This is a genomic window from Colwellia maritima (assembly GCF_022669015.1).
GTDB lineage: Bacteria > Pseudomonadota > Gammaproteobacteria > Enterobacterales > Alteromonadaceae > Colwellia > Colwellia maritima.
Genome location: NZ_JAKKSL010000001.1, coordinates 682,525 through 699,860, shown reverse-complemented (window position 1 = coordinate 699,860; position 17,336 = coordinate 682,525). Strand labels below are relative to the sequence as shown.

General features: G+C 37.5%; 18 protein-coding genes and 2 pseudogenes. 5 read left to right on the top strand and 15 right to left on the bottom strand.

Annotated features, from left to right (window positions below):
* The first annotated feature begins 136 nt into the window (after positions 1-136).
* The 3 genes and pseudogenes from L3081_RS03490 (at position 137) to L3081_RS03480 (ending at position 1,970) form a co-directional block, all read left to right on the top strand.
* Positions 137-376 carry a type II toxin-antitoxin system ParD family antitoxin gene (locus tag L3081_RS03490; RefSeq protein ID WP_242283515.1) on the top strand — a complete coding sequence of 80 codons (240 nt, stop codon included), beginning with the start codon at positions 137-139 and terminating at the stop codon, positions 374-376.
* Positions 369-662, top strand: a complete 294-nt coding sequence (locus L3081_RS03485) for a type II toxin-antitoxin system RelE/ParE family toxin (RefSeq protein ID WP_242283513.1) — start codon at positions 369-371, stop codon at positions 660-662. Before L3081_RS03490 ends, L3081_RS03485 begins: the two co-directional genes overlap by 8 nt.
* Before the next feature lie 326 nt (positions 663-988).
* Positions 989-1,970: pseudogene (locus L3081_RS03480) on the top strand (transposase).
* Positions 1,971-2,805: 835 nt separating this feature from the next.
* Here the strand turns inward: L3081_RS03480 and L3081_RS03475 are convergent.
* The 3 genes from L3081_RS03475 to L3081_RS03470 form a co-directional block, all read right to left on the bottom strand.
* On the bottom strand, positions 2,806-3,381 hold the full coding sequence (locus L3081_RS03475) for a hypothetical protein (RefSeq protein WP_242283511.1): 576 nt from the start codon (positions 3,379-3,381) through the stop codon (positions 2,806-2,808).
* A 412-nt stretch (positions 3,382-3,793) separates the two neighbouring features.
* The gene (locus L3081_RS26310) at positions 3,794-3,922 is read right to left on the bottom strand and encodes a hypothetical protein (RefSeq protein WP_274620305.1); all 129 of its coding nucleotides are present in this window, start codon (positions 3,920-3,922) and stop codon (positions 3,794-3,796) included.
* Complete coding sequence (locus L3081_RS03470; protein ID WP_242283510.1) at positions 3,919-4,287, bottom strand: hypothetical protein; 369 nt, start codon at positions 4,285-4,287, stop codon at positions 3,919-3,921. Before L3081_RS03470 ends, L3081_RS26310 begins: the two co-directional genes overlap by 4 nt.
* Before the next feature lie 216 nt (positions 4,288-4,503).
* On the opposite strand from L3081_RS03470, the pseudogene L3081_RS03465 reads away from it, so the two are divergent.
* Together L3081_RS03465 and L3081_RS03460 are read left to right on the top strand one after the other, a co-directional pair.
* Positions 4,504-6,502: pseudogene (locus L3081_RS03465) on the top strand (oxidoreductase).
* A 114-nt stretch (positions 6,503-6,616) separates the two neighbouring features.
* Positions 6,617-7,906, top strand: coding sequence for an alpha/beta fold hydrolase (locus tag L3081_RS03460; RefSeq protein ID WP_242283509.1), 1,290 nt, complete (start codon positions 6,617-6,619; stop codon positions 7,904-7,906).
* 35 nt (positions 7,907-7,941) lie between these two features.
* On the opposite strand, the gene L3081_RS03455 is transcribed toward L3081_RS03460, so the two are convergent.
* The 12 genes from L3081_RS03455 to L3081_RS03410 all read right to left on the bottom strand — a co-directional run bounded on the left by L3081_RS03455 (position 7,942) and on the right by L3081_RS03410 (position 17,238).
* A complete protein-coding gene (locus tag L3081_RS03455; protein ID WP_242283507.1) occupies positions 7,942-8,850 on the bottom strand; it encodes a type II toxin-antitoxin system HipA family toxin in 909 nt (302 codons plus the stop codon).
* The gene (locus tag L3081_RS28890; RefSeq protein ID WP_420839692.1) at positions 8,754-9,179 is read right to left on the bottom strand and encodes a HipA N-terminal domain-containing protein; all 426 of its coding nucleotides are present in this window, start codon (positions 9,177-9,179) and stop codon (positions 8,754-8,756) included. The genes L3081_RS03455 and L3081_RS28890 overlap by 97 nt, the downstream gene beginning before the upstream one ends.
* Positions 9,172-9,459: a helix-turn-helix domain-containing protein gene (locus L3081_RS03450; RefSeq protein ID WP_242283506.1), complete on the bottom strand. Its 288-nt coding sequence runs from the start codon at positions 9,457-9,459 to the stop codon at positions 9,172-9,174. The genes L3081_RS28890 and L3081_RS03450 overlap by 8 nt, the downstream gene beginning before the upstream one ends.
* A 194-nt stretch (positions 9,460-9,653) precedes the next feature.
* Positions 9,654-10,163, bottom strand: coding sequence for a class I SAM-dependent methyltransferase (locus L3081_RS03445; protein ID WP_242283504.1), 510 nt, complete (start codon positions 10,161-10,163; stop codon positions 9,654-9,656).
* Entirely contained in the window at positions 10,160-10,285 is a 126-nt protein-coding gene (locus L3081_RS26305; RefSeq protein ID WP_274620304.1) for a hypothetical protein, read from the bottom strand. The genes L3081_RS03445 and L3081_RS26305 overlap by 4 nt, the downstream gene beginning before the upstream one ends.
* A gap of 4 nt (positions 10,286-10,289) precedes the next feature.
* On the bottom strand, positions 10,290-11,516 hold the full coding sequence (locus L3081_RS03440; protein ID WP_242283502.1) for a beta-ketoacyl-ACP synthase: 1,227 nt from the start codon (positions 11,514-11,516) through the stop codon (positions 10,290-10,292).
* Positions 11,517-11,570: 54 nt separating this feature from the next.
* Positions 11,571-12,056 (bottom strand): hotdog family protein, encoded by a 486-nt coding sequence (locus L3081_RS03435; protein ID WP_242283500.1) that lies wholly within the window; start codon positions 12,054-12,056, stop codon positions 11,571-11,573.
* 1 nt (position 12,057) lies between these two features.
* Positions 12,058-13,248, bottom strand: a complete 1,191-nt coding sequence (locus tag L3081_RS03430) for a beta-ketoacyl-[acyl-carrier-protein] synthase family protein (protein WP_242283498.1) — start codon at positions 13,246-13,248, stop codon at positions 12,058-12,060.
* A complete protein-coding gene (locus tag L3081_RS03425) occupies positions 13,241-13,747 on the bottom strand; it encodes a DUF3261 domain-containing protein (protein ID WP_242283496.1) in 507 nt (168 codons plus the stop codon). The genes L3081_RS03430 and L3081_RS03425 overlap by 8 nt, the downstream gene beginning before the upstream one ends.
* Positions 13,748-13,800: 53 nt before the next feature.
* Positions 13,801-15,054, bottom strand: a complete 1,254-nt coding sequence (locus L3081_RS03420; protein WP_242283488.1) for an NAD(P)/FAD-dependent oxidoreductase — start codon at positions 15,052-15,054, stop codon at positions 13,801-13,803.
* The gene (locus L3081_RS03415) at positions 15,041-15,805 is read right to left on the bottom strand and encodes an MMPL family transporter (protein ID WP_242283486.1); all 765 of its coding nucleotides are present in this window, start codon (positions 15,803-15,805) and stop codon (positions 15,041-15,043) included. Before L3081_RS03415 ends, L3081_RS03420 begins: the two co-directional genes overlap by 14 nt.
* Positions 15,727-17,238 (bottom strand): MMPL family transporter, encoded by a 1,512-nt coding sequence (locus L3081_RS03410; RefSeq protein WP_242283485.1) that lies wholly within the window; start codon positions 17,236-17,238, stop codon positions 15,727-15,729. The genes L3081_RS03415 and L3081_RS03410 overlap by 79 nt, the downstream gene beginning before the upstream one ends.
* Positions 17,239-17,336: the final 98 nt, after the last annotated feature.

Sequence of the window (17,336 nt, the reverse complement as noted above, 5' to 3'; positions counted from 1 at the left end):
ACGCTTTGCTAAGCGGCAATAAAATTATTGGCTAAAATAGTGAACAAAAGCCAACTGTTTTTTGTCCTTTTAAATGACTTGTTATGTTTTTTATACCATAATATATTATATCTAGGTACTTATAAGGTTTTATATTATGGCTAAAAATACAAGTGTAACATTAGGCGATCATTTTGATCAGTTTATAAACCAACAACTTAGCACTGGTCGTTATGGCTCAGCAAGTGAAATTGTTAGAGCCGGATTGAGAGCTTTAGAAGACCAAGAGGCTAAACTTTTAAATTTACGTAATATGCTAATCCAAGGCGAACAAAGTGGTGTTGCAGATTACAGCTATGAAAGCTTAATGACTGAATTAGATAACATTAATGAATAAGTTTGTATTATCTTCGAAAGCAAAAACAGACTTAATTAAAATAGCTAAATATACTCAAATAACTTGGGGACTCGCTCAACGAAATGGTTACCTAAAAGTATTAGATAATACGTTTCATTTATTGTCGGAAGATCCCGAGTTAGGTATTAACTGCCATGATATCAGAGAAGGCTATAGTAAATATCCACAAGCTAGTCATGTAATTTATTACAAAGAATATAAAAACAACCAAATATTTATAGTGCGAATATTACATAAAAGTATGGATGTTAACTCCGCACTCTAATGGGATAAATGGGGTCAGGTACTAATTAAATTATGTGTACCTGCCCCCTTTTTTATAGTGCCCCTGCTACCGAAAAGGATTAAGGAAAAGCAGGCAGTGATGAGATCACACTAAAGTGTGTTATCAGGCTGTGTTATCAGGCCACCCATAATAACTTTTGCAACTTTCCCAAAGATAAACTACACTTACTTTACCTCAATCAAGTATGGAAACTATGATGCCTAAACCACGCTCACAAATTGTTATCAGGCCACCCATAATAACTTTTGCAACTTTCCCAAAGATAAACTACACTTACTTTACCTCAATCAAGTACGGACACTATGATGCCTAAACCCCGCTCACAACAAATTAGTTTACTCAATACCCCCTATTACCACATTTGTAGCCGCACTGTACGCAAAGCCTTTTTATGCGGGGTCGATAAAGAAACTGGCACTAGCTTTGAACACAGACGCGGTTGGATTGAAAAACGTCTGTTTCAATTATCCCAATCTTTTGCTATTGATATTTGTGCCCATGCTATCATGCACAATCACTTACATTTAGTGCTGCATGTTGATTGTGAGCAAATAAAACAGTGGACCACAGCAGATATTCTTCAACGTTGGCATCAACTTTTTAAAGGCACGCTCCTCACACGCCAATATTTAAACAAACAACCACTGGCTGACTATCAACTCACCATGGTTGAACAAACCGCTAAAGTATACAAAGAGCGTTTAATGGATATTAGCCGGTTTATGCGCTCCTTAAATGAGCCTATTGCAAGGCAAGCTAATCAAGAAGATAAATGCACAGGCCATTTCTGGGAAGGACGGTTTAAATCTCAAGCCTTGCTTGATGAAGGTGCCTTATTATCATGTATGGCTTATGTTGATTTAAACCCAGTACGTGCCGCTATCTCCCCTACACCCGAGCAATCAAGTTTCACCAAAGATTCAATTACGTATTAAAGCGGCTATTAACGGTGAGCAACCAACCGAGTTACTCCCTTTTACTGGTAATGAACATCAACACAAAACCCAGGGCATAAGCTTCAGCTTGAAAGACTACTTAACCCTTGTAGATGAAACGGGGAAAATAATTCGAAGCGATAAACGTGGCGCAATTAACCCAAAAGCGTCTAACATTTTAGCCAGGCTACACATTAGTGATGAAAGTTGGTTAAAACTCACCACACAATTTGAATGTATTTTCACGGGCGCTGTAGGAACAGCTGAGCACTTAAGTGAATTTAGTGAACATGTTGGACTAAAACGCACGCATGGCAAAGCCAATGCCCAAGCTTGTTTGAATAGTGCCTAATTTTATTTAACAATAAAGTAATTAAACACCTAAACGACAAAACAAAACAAGTGGTTTCGCTAACACCACGGCACTCTCTCAGCTTAAATTCAGAAAAAGTGACGTTAAAAATAAAAAATCGGGTAACCGAACCATTTACTTGATCATGTTGTGAATTTTTTTAATAAAAAAACAAACTGATTTACGTGTCGTTATTACTTAGATTTATCGTGGGTGGCCTAGTTAATTACAAAATTTGAATGTATTTTCACGGGTGCTGTCGGAACAGCTGAGCACTTAAGTGAATTTAGTGAACATGTAGGCTTAAAGCGAACACATGGCATAGCCAATGCCCAAGCTTGTTTGAATAGTGCCTAATTTTATTTAACAATAAAGTAATTAAACACCTAAACGACAAAACAAAACAAGTGGTTTCGCTAACGCCACGGCACTCTCTCAGCTTAAATTCAGAAAAAGTGACGTTAAAAATAAAAAATCGGGTAACCGAACCATTTACTTGATCATGTTGTGAATTTTTTTAATAAAAAAACAAACTGATTTACGTGTCGTTATTACTTAGATTTATCGTGGGTGGCCTAGTTAATTGTCGTGCCTAATTTTATTTAACAATAAAGTAATTAAACACCTAAACGACAAAACAAAAACAAGTGGTTTCGCTAACGCCACGGCACTCTCTCAGCTTAAATTCAGAAAAAGTGACGTTAAAAATAAAAAATCGGGTAACCGAACCATTTACTTGATCATGTTGTGAATTTTTTTAATAAAAAAACAAACTGATTTACGTGTCGTTATTACTTAGATTTATCGTGGGTGGCCTAGTTAATTAGTGGGTGGCCTAGTTAATTAATGTTTCAACTGCCAGTTCGCACATAGCTTGAGAGATTCTTGCTGATAAATCTTCTGGATCTGCTAATGATGCCAAACGAGAACCTACATGTTTAGCAAAGTCCTCTAAAACTACTAAGTTATCAGAACTTGGTACATCAGGCTTTGCTAACGCTTCTCGGAGATAACGAAATGAATGAAGTGATAACAGCGACTCTTTATCTTGGTCAGTTACTTTGGCTTCCAATCGATGTGCCAATTGATTACGTATTGAGTTTAACCTTCTAATGCCACTCGCCAATTCTTTGGTTTCGTTAGAATGATTTTCCACAAGTGATAATTTTTGTGAAAAGGTTAAACGCGTACCCTTTAAATCACCAAGATTTGGATTTAGGGCAATAAGATACTCAGTTAGAAAGTGCTCAACAAAAAGGTGTGACCTTAAAATTCTTCCTATAGCATCTACATCTTGATTCCATTTTTCGTTTATTAGCGAGAGCTTACGATCCATTTCTGCATTCAGTGCGTCTTTTCCACCAGAAAGCTCAATGACTTTCTGTGCTAGTTTTAAATGATCGATATCCACTGGACTCCTTTTGAAACATAACAGTTTAATAGTAGGCAAATTGCCGCCTTTCTACAAAGGTAACTTTCGCCTACATTTTGTAAATTAAAAATTATGCTAATTTATTTTATTATTTTAATCAATAATTTAATTAAATATTCAATTTTTTATTTAAAAAATTAAACGCTTTAATTTATGTAAGCTTGTGGAAAGGCGGCTTCATACTAATCTGTATACATATACAGCATGTAATTTATAAAAAGGAATTAAAATGTCTTCTCCTCAGATAGCATATATAACCGAACAAATGCGCGTAAGTCGTTACGAAGTCCCAATCCCGCTCACATCAAATTAGTTTACTCAATCACCAACGGCGTTAGGATGGCAATAGCCTATCGGCTATTGAACTACGAATATAGACTAAAGGCAGGTGTCACGACGAAATGAATAAGGTAGTCGCTGTTAACCAATAGGTCCAGTTATTTTCTTCAAGTGTCGTTGTTACATGAACTGGTGGCGTACCCATTGCATATTTAACACCTTCTTTTATCATACCTATCAATGGTTTGCCTTTTTGCTTAGCCGTTTAACCCTATCACTATCACAACGCTTACCAAAAAAGGTATTAAAATTCTGTGCAAGTGATTGTCCTGCTGAGCGCGTATGTTTATCCCAAAGATAGCGATAAACTTTGCCTTGGTGAGATATTTCAATTTCTTTGCTGCCAATATCTTCAATCACAAACTTACTACACATAGGAATCAAATTAGACATTTGATAATTTAAAGCATATAGACGGTTATTGGCATAATCTGCGTGGATATTAACTAACGCTTCAACAGTAGATCCCTCAACAAAAACTGAATTATCCTGATTAGTTGACGCTTGCTCACCTGGTGATTCAGACGTTGACGTACAAGCAACCATACTCAGGCCCAATACTGCCACCACTCATATATTCATTCTGTTTTTCAATTTAAATTTTATCATGATAATTCCTTCTATTTTATTTACTATAGCTTGTAAGCAAAGCACTTTGTAAACATCTATGTTGGCAATAACTATAACAAAATGCAATCGTGTTATTGCTAGTCAGCCGCCACCTGATAAAATAGCGTATATCGTTCATCAATTAAATATTATATGTCTTACCCTCGACTTTTAACACCTCTAAACCTTGGCTTCACTCAATTAAAAAACAGAGTGTTAATGGGGTCTATGCACACAAATCTTGAAGAAGCTGAAAACGGTTTTAAACGTTTAGCCTCTTTTTATGCACTAAGGGCTGAAGGTGGGGTTGGCTTAATTGTTACAGGTGGTATTTCGCCCAATATTGAAGGAAAATTAGCACCTAACCGCGCATTAATGACAACAAGAGAAGATGTAAAAGATCATCAATTAATCACGCAAGCGGTACATAATGTTGAGGGTAAAATATGCATGCAGATTTTGCATGCAGGTAGATACGCATACCAAAAACAACTCGTTGCCCCTTCTGCTCTGCAATCAACCATCATTCCATTAACGCCAAAAGCGCTTTCCAGTACTGAGGTAGAAAAGCAAATAGCCGATTTTGTGCTTACAGCAGAATTAGCACAAGAAGCGGGTTATGACGGCGTTGAAATAATGGGCTCGGAAGGTTATTTAATTAATCAATTTATTGTTAAGTCAACCAACCATAGACAAGATGAGTGGGGTGGCTGTTATCAAAATAGAATACGTTTTGCTGTTGAAATAGTAAAACAAACACGTAAACGTGTTGGGGAAAATTTCATTATCATCTTTAGGCTATCAATGCTCGACCTAGTTCAGCATGGCAGCTCTCTTGATGAGATTATTATTTTAGCTAAAGCGATGGAGTCTGTCGGGCAACTATCATCAATACAGGTATTGGTTGGCATGAATCCAGAGTACCAACAATAGCCAGTATGGTGCCCCCAGGTACCTTCGCAAATATTAGCCAATATGTAAAATCTGAAATTAGTTTACCCATTGTGGCTAGCAACAGAATTAATACGCCTGAGGTGGCAGAAAACATTTTAGAAAATGAGTGGGCTGATATGGTTTCCATGGCAAGACCCTTACTCGCTGATAGTCATTTTGTCGCAAAAGTTCAGCAAAATAAGCCGCAAGCCATTAATACTTGCATTGCCTGTAATCAGGCATGTTTAGATCATATTTTTTTAAATAAGGTGGCTACTTGTTTGGTAAACCCTTTTGCCGCAAGAGAAAAAGAACTTGCCCTAATACCAACTAAGCAGCCTAAAAATCTTGCCGTTGTAGGCGCAGGGCCTGTTGGTATGGCTTTTTCATTGTATGCTGCACAACGAGGTCATAAGGTTCATTTATTTGAATCGTCTAATGTTATTGGTGGTCAATTTAATTTGGCTAAAACAATCCCTGGTAAGGAAGATTTTCATCAAACATTACGCTATTTTAATTACCAATTAACCCAACATAAAGTTGATATTCAGCTTAATACGATCGTTACGCCCGACATTCTGTCGACATTTGACGAAGTTGTTATCGCAACAGGCACAAAAGCCAATTTACCTAACATTAATGGAATTGAGCACCCCTGCGTGGTTTCATATACTGATATTCTTTCAGGTAAGAAAATTGCAGGTAATAATGTCGCGATTATTGGCGCAGGCGGTATTGCTTTTGATGTAGCTGAGTTTATTACCAACACTGTAAAATCAGTAGATGCAAACGCTTTTGCAGATCACTGGGGCATCGACCTGAGTATGAAATTTGATGGTGGTTTAAAAACCATGAATAATGAATCTCCCATTCGAAAAGTATATATGTTACAAAGAAAAATTCGAAAATCAGGGGCTGATTTAGGTAAAACCACAGGCCGGATTCACCGTGCAAGTTTAAAAAGAAAAGCAGTAACCATGTTAGCGGGTGTTACCTACGATAAAATTGACAATGACGGCTTACACATTAGTATTCGCAAAAAACCGCGTTTACTCAAGGTTGACACCATCATTATTTGCGCAGGTCAAACTGAAAACAATCAATTATCGACTGCACTTAAGCAACAACCGTGTCATATTATTGGGGGGCGCATCTTGCGAAAGGGATAGATGCGCAAAAAGCAATAGAAGAAGCCGCGTTATTAGCAATAAAAATTTAAATAGCTAGGGAGGTATTTATTATTACAGTACAAAAAAGGCAAAACATACGCCGCATCAACAATAAGATCTTACCTCTTTTATTGTTACTTATTCAGTTTGTTAGCATGTCAGCAATGGCTAATGATTGGTATAAAGACTTTGGACTTATCGAGCAGGTTGTTTTTTCTGAAAAATATAATACCTCAGTAACTTTTTACCAAACCCCTAAACATCCCGCTAAACCTTCTATTACCTTGGTTCATGGTGTAGGCGGTTCAGCAGAAGATTTTAAAGAAATCGTTGCTGACTTATCTAAAAATTATGATTTACTCTTGCTCGATCTCCCTGGCTTTGGGCTTTCTCAAGGTCAAGAAAATATTTTCTCTCCACAAAAGTATGCAACACTGTTAATTGATCTTTTACCAACCCTCGTTAATAGCACCAACTATATTATTGGGCACTCTATGGGGGGGAATGTTTCCGTGCAAATAGCCCTGCAAGCACCTACTTTAGCTAAAAAATTAATATTGATAGATGCTGCAGGTTTTTTAAATAAGTTTTCATATAGCGAGCATGTTGCAGCAAATTACGTTGGTAATCAGCTACCTCTTGCTAAACAATATTCGTCAACAGTAAAAAGCGTAGTGAATGCGCTAAATCAGTTTTTACCAGACCCAACGGGAGTATTACTCAGCTCAACAGGCAGGTCCTTAATACTTGATGATAATATTAATGCCATTTCAGCACTTGCGGTGATGAATGAAGAATTATCTGCGCTTATTCGACAAGAATCACCTCCTACGTTCATAATTTGGGGAGGAAAAGATCAGGTAATGCCAGTGCAAGTTTCTACCATGTTAAGTTATTTACTTAATACCCATGCCGTGTTCATTTTTCCAGAGGCGGGTCATTCACCCCAAAAAGAACACCCGAGTGATATCGTCAATAAAATTGAAGATTTCATTAGTGATAATCAAACTATGCAAGCACCTAACATCACAATATCAGACAAGAGCATAACTATTGATTGTGATAAAAATGATAGCACGTCATTACTAAATAATACCCAATATACATTAGTCACTATTAACAACTGCCAACAAAAACAGATCGCCCATTTACATGCTGAAAAAATAGTAGTCAACAATTCTGCAGTGAGCTTTAATCATTTAAAAATTAACAATAACAACAATTACGCCATGACTTTGAATAACAGTGATGTTGAAATTTGGGGTGGAAGTTTAACGGCACTAACCATCGCATATATTGAAAACAGTCAATTAGAGTTTAATGGGGTTGAGCTCTATGCAAGTAACGCTTTAGTGATTAGCAACCTACCTACAACCCTCAATGCATCATTAACACAGGTACACTTAAACAATACAGTATTTGATTGGCATGGCACTATTGAGGTTGGCTTGTAAAGCTACTTGATCATTGCTTTTTTCTATCCATTTTTTCAGTTTAATTGTAACCACTTTTCGCCAATAGTTTTTGTAATAGTACTAATCGTGGACTGTGACACCCCTACACTCTGAAATAATGATTTGGCATGAGTCAGTTGATCCATAATTTCTTCAACCATGATTACTGTTTCTTTTGGGTTTATGCCCGCATGTTTCGCCATTAAAGCTAATGAGGATTTTTTTGGGGCAATACCATCCCCATTAAATGAGGTCATATGCTCACCAAAAGGTGTAGGGGAATAAACAACATCATAAAATGGTGACAACTTCCAATTATTAAAGTCATCACATAGATAAGAAAAATTCTTTGCATGATCGTCTTGATTACAGATCAGGTAATTAAAAAGCGCTCGTTGAATAAGGTTTTTTGCATCTTTCACTCCACACATAGCGCGTGTTGCTTTAACAAGGTCAACGTAATCAAGTGAAGGTTCGCGAAACGAAGCGTCAAGAAGGCCACTGGCGGATATCATATGAAGCCTTCCTTTGGTACCTACGCAATCAAATCTATTTTGGCGTAACCAAAATCTATCTTCATTTCCATTCAATAACTCAAACTTTGCAGTTTCAATACCACACCTGTTTGCTAATGTCATACAACAGAATTCAACAAGGCTTTCTTCATGTTTTAAGTAAAAATTATCTGAAGTGAGTTTTATCAAACAAGGCGTACCACTTACTCCTCGCTTAGTAGAATATGATCCATCTGACAACAATATGGCATTTATTTTAGGTCTTGCTCCACCAGAGCCGGCTGTATCCATTAAATGGTCAATTAACGCACTTTCAGTTCCTTCAAACTCTTCTACTGCCTGCTTACCAAGTTCCTGTATTGAAATATCGTCCTGCTTTTTGATATCGTCAAAATTGGTAGATGGTAGTAATATAAGGCACCTAGACAATTATCTCCAATAAAGGCAAGTCTTTCTAGTTGAGAGACAGTTTTAGGATCATACCCTCTTTGTCTAAAAATTCGGTCCATTAAGTAAAGTCCCCATCCGTCTGGCAAACTATCAGCAAATACACCGTGTAATTTTTTGTGTGGGGTAGATGGAGCCAGTTGCAGTCTTGTGGACTCGTCTAAAGTAAATGGGGCAATGTTTGAGTATTTTGCCAAGTAGTGTTCATCATACTGAAAATATATACCCGTATTATTTTCAGCGAGTTCGCCAACAGAAATTGTGCTTCCATTAGCAAGTCGTCGTTTGACGATAAGTTTATCTTTAAGCATTTTTGATCACTTCATCAATACTCTTTGGCATATCTATTTTTTGGGTGAGTTTTTGTAAATCAGATAACTTACCTAACGCAGCATACATCATTAAAAATTGTCGCAAAGACACCTCTCCCGTATTTTCAAATTTTCGAATAGTGCTATTAGGTACGCCTGTTTTTTCTGAGAAAGATCGAACACTATATCCTTTAGCTTGACGAGTTGCTTTCACAAAATGGCTAAGCTCTAATTGGAGTTCAAAAGGGGAAAGTAATGACAACATAATAAGTTCACTCACTTAAATTGGTCATTATTGTAGCAAATATAGGTTATAAAGCAAGATATTTGCTATTATTGTAGCAATATGGTCGATTTATTTTCTATCAGCTTTCGACATTTACCTATTTAATTATACACTTGGTTTTTGTGCAATAAGGTTTATCAGCGTTTCTTCTCTATCCTTTGGTGGTGCTATACCAAACCAGTTTTCTTTTATGGCGAGATCTTCCCGACTCCACCATAAAAAGGGATAAGATATTTTATCATCAGGTACATTAAACCCGCGTCACGCACTAAGGCTAAATATTCACTTGCTGTTTTTTGTACTTTCATTGGATGACGAAACAATAACTTAATGATAAATGAGTGAATATAGCGTTTTGTTGACTCAGCAAACAATAAAACCCCACCTGGTTTTAATATACGAAAAAACTCGCTGATGGCTTGTTCTTGATAGATTAAATGATGAAATGTTTGATGACAGAGTAACATATCAACTGAATTGTCTTCCAAATTTATCATTGAGCTTGAACAACAAACGTAGTCAACATTATGTAATTGCGCTATTTCAACTTCTTTTTTGGTTGCCTCAATCATCTCGGGATCAATGTCGATGGCAATAAGTTTATTTGGATTGAATCGATCATTTAACTTTTTAAGTGAGCGTCCATAACCTACACCTACATCCGCAATAACGTTATAGGTTGCAGTATCGTTATTCAACAAGGCAAGGTTAAATCGTCCATGGCAACTTCAAGCACGTAATTGGTCCAAGTATTACTACGTAAAAACCACTTACCAAAACTAGATTCAGGCACATGAGCTTGTGCTAAAACATTTTTCAATTGATTAATCCATTCGTTTGAATATTATTGATGTATTTATGCCGCCAAAGGCAAAGTTGTTGCTCATCACATATTGCGTATCAATCGTGCGACCATCACCGGTAATATAATCGAGTTCAGCACATTCTGGATCAATATTACTTAGGTTGATAGTGGGTAAAAACCAACCGTTGTTCATCATTGAAATACATGCCCAAGATTCTATCGCTCCGCAAGCACCTAAGGTATGACCTAAGTAACTTTTTAACGAACTAATAGGGGTATGACTTGATACAGCCATTGCCGTTGCATGAGTTTCGGCAATATCCCCCCTGTCTGTTGCGGTACCATGGGCATTAACGTAACCAATATCTTCAGCACTTACGTTAGCATCATTCATGGCTTCGGTAATTGCTTTAGCCATAGTTTCCTTAGTCGGTTGTGTTACATGTACTCCATCTGAATTTGTGCCGTAACCCACTATTTCAGCATAAATGTGAGCACCTCTGGCAACCGCATGTTCATATTCTTCAAGAATCAGTGTGCCGGCTCCTTCACCAATGACCAAACCATCACGATCCTTATCAAAAGGGCGAGGTGTTTCTTTCGGTTGAGAATTTTTTGTTGAGGTAGCGTAAAGGGTATCAAAAACAGCAACTTCACTTGGGCAAAGTTCTTCTCCTCCGCCGCCAATCATAATATCTTGTTTGCCAAATTTTATCGCCTCGTAAGCATAGCCTATGGCTTGAGAAGCTGAAGTACACGCAGAGCTTGTGGTGTAAACACGGCCTGATATGCCAAAAAACACCCCAATGTTAACGGCGGTAGTGTGGCTCATCATGCGAATATAACTGGTTGCGGTAACCCCTTGCATGTTGCCTGATTTTAGCAGGTCGCCAAAGGCCATAATAGGGTCGGTTGAACCAGTTGATGAGCCGTAAGCTACCCCCATTCGTCCTGATTTAAAAAACTCGCCCCCTAATAAATCGGCATCTTCAAGGGCAACTTCAGTCGCACGCGTGGCCATTAACGCAACGCGCCCCATTGAACGAACTTGTTTTCGGCTATAATGCGCAGGTTTAGTAAAATCTAAAATAGGCGCCGACAAGTGAGTATTTAACCCTTCGATGCTTTTTAGTTTTTCATCAATTTGAATGGCATTATTCTTTTTTCGTAAGTTATTTTCGAAATCTTGCCAATTATGTCCTAATGCCGTTATAGCCGACATTCCTGTTACAACAACACGTCTCATTTGTACAATAAGCCTCTTAGGAAATTAAATTTAATCACGTTAAACTTGAGCTATTTATAACTGCTCAGCTAAAAATTCTGCGGGATTTTCGGGTTGAAATACATTCACCCGTGCCGAAGCCACCTCTTGTTCATTAATGAATATAGCACAATCAAAGGCACTTAACCCCGATTCATCTTTATAGAGTAGCTTTACCTTTATTTGTAAAGCCATACCTAACTTAAAAATGGAATAGTCACATTTATACTTACGCGTACTCACTAAGAAGCCGATCTCTACAGGTCGGTTATTTACCAATTCATTTGCGTTTGCGTAAGCGGCAATACTTTGTGCCATATACTCTATACCAACATAGGCGGGTATACCTTGTAGTGCGGTATCAAACAGCAAACTTTGCTCTGTAATTAGCTGACAACAAGTCGCGCTGTTATCATCGTACTCAACTAATGAATCAAGTAATATCATCGGATGATCGTGAGGTAGTACCTGCTCTATGGTAAATTTTGTCATACCTTGTTTCGCCGTAGAAAGGTTTGTCATATTAGGCTCCAATGATAATACTGACATTATTGCCGCCAAAGGCAAATGAGTTTGATAAACAATATTTAAACGGCTTTGTACTCTGTTGACCTATCTGTGTCAATGCTATTTCTGCCAATGAAGGGTCTTTAGCATCATCCCAACAATGGGGGATAAAGTGTAAATTATTATCTTGCATCATCAGCCAACATAAGCCAATTTCCGTTGCGCCTGCTGCGCCTAACGTATGACCTATCATCCCTTTTACTGAGCTACAGGGTGTATCGCTACCAAAGAGTGCTTTAACGGCAATTGCTTCCATCGCATCATTTTTCGGGGTTGCTGTACCATGTAAGTTAATGTAATCAACATCATCTGGTTGAATACCCGCACTTTCAACGGCTTTACGCATTGCCATAATTGCCCCTTCACCTTCAGGGTGAGGCGCTGACATATGATGAGCATCACTTGATTCACCACAGCCTAACAGTTTTATACTGCCTTTATCTTTTCTTAAAACACACAAGGCAGCGGCTTCACCTAGATTAATACCATCTCGGTTTATACTTGATGGCTGACATATACCACTAGACGTTGAGTCAAGTGCGGCAAAACCATTTACTGTCATACCACATAAAGCATCAACGCCGCCGACTATGGCAGCATCAATAACACCAGAATGAATCAATTCTTTTGCTGTAACAAAGGCTTTAGCACTTGAAGAACATGCTGTTGAAATTGTAAAAGCAGGACCTTCAATTCCTAAGTCATCTGCAATAAATTCTGCTAAATTAAACATTTCTTGCATACGGTAATCATAATCATCAGGAAAATGTCCTGTTTCTAATTCGCCTTTTACCGCATTTTCACCTTCATAAATGCCAGAAGTACTGGTACCGACAATGACCCCTATTCGGTCAGAAGATAGCGTTGTTTTTAGATCCCTCACTTCTTCTTCAAGCGACTGCAAAGCAAGTTTAGCTAATTGATTATTACGTGTGTTAAAGTGTTTAGCTTTATCCGTAAGTATGGGTAGTTTATCTACCACAGCCCCCACAAATAGGGCTTCATCATTAGGAAGCGATGTGTTTTTAATAAGCCCACTGCGTTTACCTAACAACATATTTTGTTTAATGTCTTTTAAGTTACTGCCTAGCGGATTGACTAAGGCGAAGTCACTTAAATAAATATCAAGAGAATTGGTTTTATTCATTAACTTGCTCGATCGTTAATTGATAATGCTCAATCGCATTTATTAAGATTATTTTGTTTTCTAAATAGGTAACTTTAACAATAGTTTGCTCTGAATCTCGTATTTCTCTTACCCGTTCATTGGCACTGGTTTGGATAGTATGCAAACGATAATTTGGCAAAAGTCCTGCGTTAATCGATTCTTCAGGCCATTTAACTAACTGAATATCTCGTATTATACGCATTATCATGCTTTTATCGAATGCCATACTCGAAAAGCCCACTAATCCTTCTCTACTATGCCATTTTGCTTGAATAATAGGTAGGCCGCTAAAGGTCATAGCACCTAAGCTCAAGCTTTGCTCACTGGTTTCTATTTGCGTGAGTAACGTACGCTGTTCGTCTTGTTGAAACGTTAAGGTTTCTAAAAAAACTTTATTTTGTAATGATCTTGGTAATGCTTGCAGCTGATAAAACGACTGGTTTTGCGCATTAATATAAGTTGAAGAACACGAAAGCATACTAGCAAACGTTATTATTAATACAGCCCAACGGCAAACATTCAACAAAAACATCACTGATTTTCGTCACTTTCTTGGCAAATATCCACTAACGCCGCCGACCTACGCTCTGTTTTATTAACATAGGGGTTTTCTTGATCCCATGCATAACCTGCTAAAATAGAACAAATCATGGCTTTAACATCATTGTCATCTTTCTGGAAAAAAATCACATTCTGTAATTCAGTATCATACCAAGACATAACAAAGTGTTTAAAAACATCAACACCCGCTTTTAAATTATCCGCATACTCTTCCTGCCAAGAAACATCCTCACCTAACAATTGTTTATCTAATAAATTAGCCGCTAATGATGCAGAGTACATTGCAATCGTCACCCCTGACGAAAAAACAGGATCTAAAAATTCTCCCGCATTACCTAATAAAGCAAATCGGTCACCATATAACTGGGTAACATCAGATGAATAACCTTGCAGGGATCTTACTGGTGTTGTTTTCTTGGCTTTACTAAGTAACTTCGCTAAATAGGGCTCTTGTGCTAAAAAGTGATCAAATACTGCTTCGTTTGTTTGAGATTCGTCAAAATATTTAACATCACCCACTACCCCAAAACTTACGGTGCCATCTGAGAAGGGAATTAACCAATACCAAATATCGTCCATTTCAGGATGCACTGTTATTAGTATTTTATCCCTATCATAGCTTTCATCGCATATGCCATCTTCTAAGTGACAAAACACAGCGCGTCTGTCAGAGAGAGTACTCGGTAATTCTAATGATAATAATCTCGGAAGCACACGACCATAGCCACTGGCATCAAGTATGAATTTTGCTAAGAATTGACTAGTGCCTGCTTCATTTTTCACAGAAACTATCGCTGCTGCGTCGTTAAAATCAACCGCTGTGACTTCATGCTTATAACGAACATCTGCACCTAATTCTTTGGTTCTATCGGCAAGCAGTTTATCAAAATTAGCGCGTTTTACTTGAAACGTTGTACCTGCTCCTGAACTGAACTTTTTGCTAAAATCGAAATTTGAATGTTCGCCATTTCGATAAAAAGCTGCACCATCTTTGTATTGAAAGCCGAGGGCTTCAGCTTGCGATTGCACCGCATCTAGCATATTGGCTTCTTCAATAAACTGCATACATTGTGGTAATAAGCTTTCACCAATAGAAAAACGAGGGAATTCTTCTTTTTCTATAACAAGTACTTTCCAACCTTTTTGAACCAAAATACTAGCAGCAACGGCACCCGAAGGTCCTGCGCCAATGACAATTACATCAAACGATTCATTTACTGGCATTGTAACCTCTCTTTCCTGAAATTTTAGTCATGATGGGAGCAAATAGGAATGTGATCACTATTCCCAAGAATACGGTTTTTCCAAAGCTTGCTATAGCAGGGGTCGAACTAAAACTTAATACTGCAAACACAAAAATAGAACTTAAAGCTGACATTAGGGTGGTTTTTGTAATCAACACAGAAAACCCATGTTCCGCATAAAAAATTGAATAATCAAGTCCTAAAGCCAAAATAACCAATCCTGCTGCCAGGTTAAATAAGGTTAAGTTCCCTTGAGATATCGCGCTAATAGCCAATGCGATAGCAAAGGCACTTCTTTGTACTGCAACGCCATAACACGCTTTTTTAAACCCATAACGAAAATAAAAAATTGCCAAACCGGCTAAACAAGCGGCAATAAATATTGTGGCAAGTACCAATCTAAAGGTGCCTAATTCTGCTTCAGTGTCTGCAAGTTTATCGACAAAAGTTACATTTTCTAGCCCACTAAGCACATGCGATAACGTTTTTACATCGCGAATGCCTGCAAACTTAATGGTTGAATAAAAAGAGCCGTTATCCTGCCACCATAAAGGCTTAAATACTTTACCTATTGGGCTATCAAACCATTGGCTAGGTAATAAATATTGCTCTGTCGGTTTCACCACACCATGATGTTGACCAAGCATGTTATTTAACGCACTGAATTGGCCTTGTTGCTCGGCACTGTGTAGTAAGTCATTATTGCTTCGTTGCTGTTTAACAGAAGGCAACCACTTGCCACCGCTTGATAACTAGAGAATACATTATTAGCTTGTAATTCATTCAGTAAGATTATTGCCTTTTCTTCACTTTCGAGTAACTTTTGTTGAGTTGGCGCGCGTAACAGCAGGTATTGATTATCTAATTTTTGGCCAAGCATTTTTTTTACTTTTTGTTCATTTTTCATTAATTTTTCAGGTACTTGGTAAAAAGATTTCGCGTCATCTGAAAAGTGTGTATTAAACAATATAGCAATTGATATTAACAATAAAATCAATATGAACAATGAATAAGCTTGCCAGTTTTTCAACATGGCTTGATGTTTTTTATTGAGCAGTAAAAATAGGTTGTTCTGCTGTTTCTTCGAGTTATTTTGATTCTGTTGAAAATTAACGCGTTGATGCAAATAAGGGAATACTAACAACACCGTAATAAGTGCGCCAAATAAGCCAAAAATAGTAAACACCGCGATTTGCTTGAAAATTACAATAGGCACCACAACGAGTAACAAATACCCCAAAGCTGTTGTGACAAAGCTCAGAATCAATGATGAGGTAATATTTTTTAATGGCTTGGCAGCAACCGACGAAACATGTTGTAACTCAGTCAGACTGTGAAAACTATAGTCTGCCGCAATACCAATTAAGGTAACAGCAAACACCAGTGATAAAACATTCACTTCATCAAAAAATAAATTTAATCCTAAAAATCCATAAACAATACTGATAGCAATAAGAAAAACTGTACAAAATAAGGTGACAAACCGTCGGTAGGCAAAATAAATAAGTAACAAGGTTGCCAACACAGACAATCCCCCTAGCCATGTCATTTCAAACTGTGCTTGTTCGCTTGCCTCATAACTATAAAAAATGGCGCCTGTGCGAATATAATCTATTGCTTTATCGACAGTGACACCTTCAAATATATGATCAAGTTGCGAAACGATACTTTTAACCGTATTGAGGTTAAATGCCCCATCTGCCGTTTTCATCGTTACCAAAACATAGTGACTATTTTGATAACTCAACGTTAAATAGCCATCTGGTGTAATGGTGAGCTTGTTAGAAGGAAAAGGTGAGCGATTTAAAAAATTAGCTAAGGCCAAGGTAGGATCTTTATCGATAGTTTTAGCGACAATTTGGTCACCTAGTTGATTTAACAACTGAAATTGCAAATCAAAAATTTGCTTCTGCTCTTGTATCAAATAGTCTCTAAATACTGGGGTTAGCAGCTGTTGTTCAAAACCAAGATAACTGTCAATCAAGCTTTGCTGAGTCGGCACATTTTTTAATTGGGCGGAAACATTTTCAATTCCTTCAACATTTTCTAATTGTGTTACTAACTGTTCTGCGGCTTTAATTGCCTTGCTTTGGTCTGCATGACCGACAAGATAAAACAGACTGGTTGTTAAGTTTGACTCTATTTTTTTTGGATTGCTTGCCATTGATTGTCGTGATTAACAGAAAATAATGCAGTTAAGTTGGCATTAAAAACGATCGGCTTTTCAATGATGATGAACACCAAAAGCAATGCCAATACTAG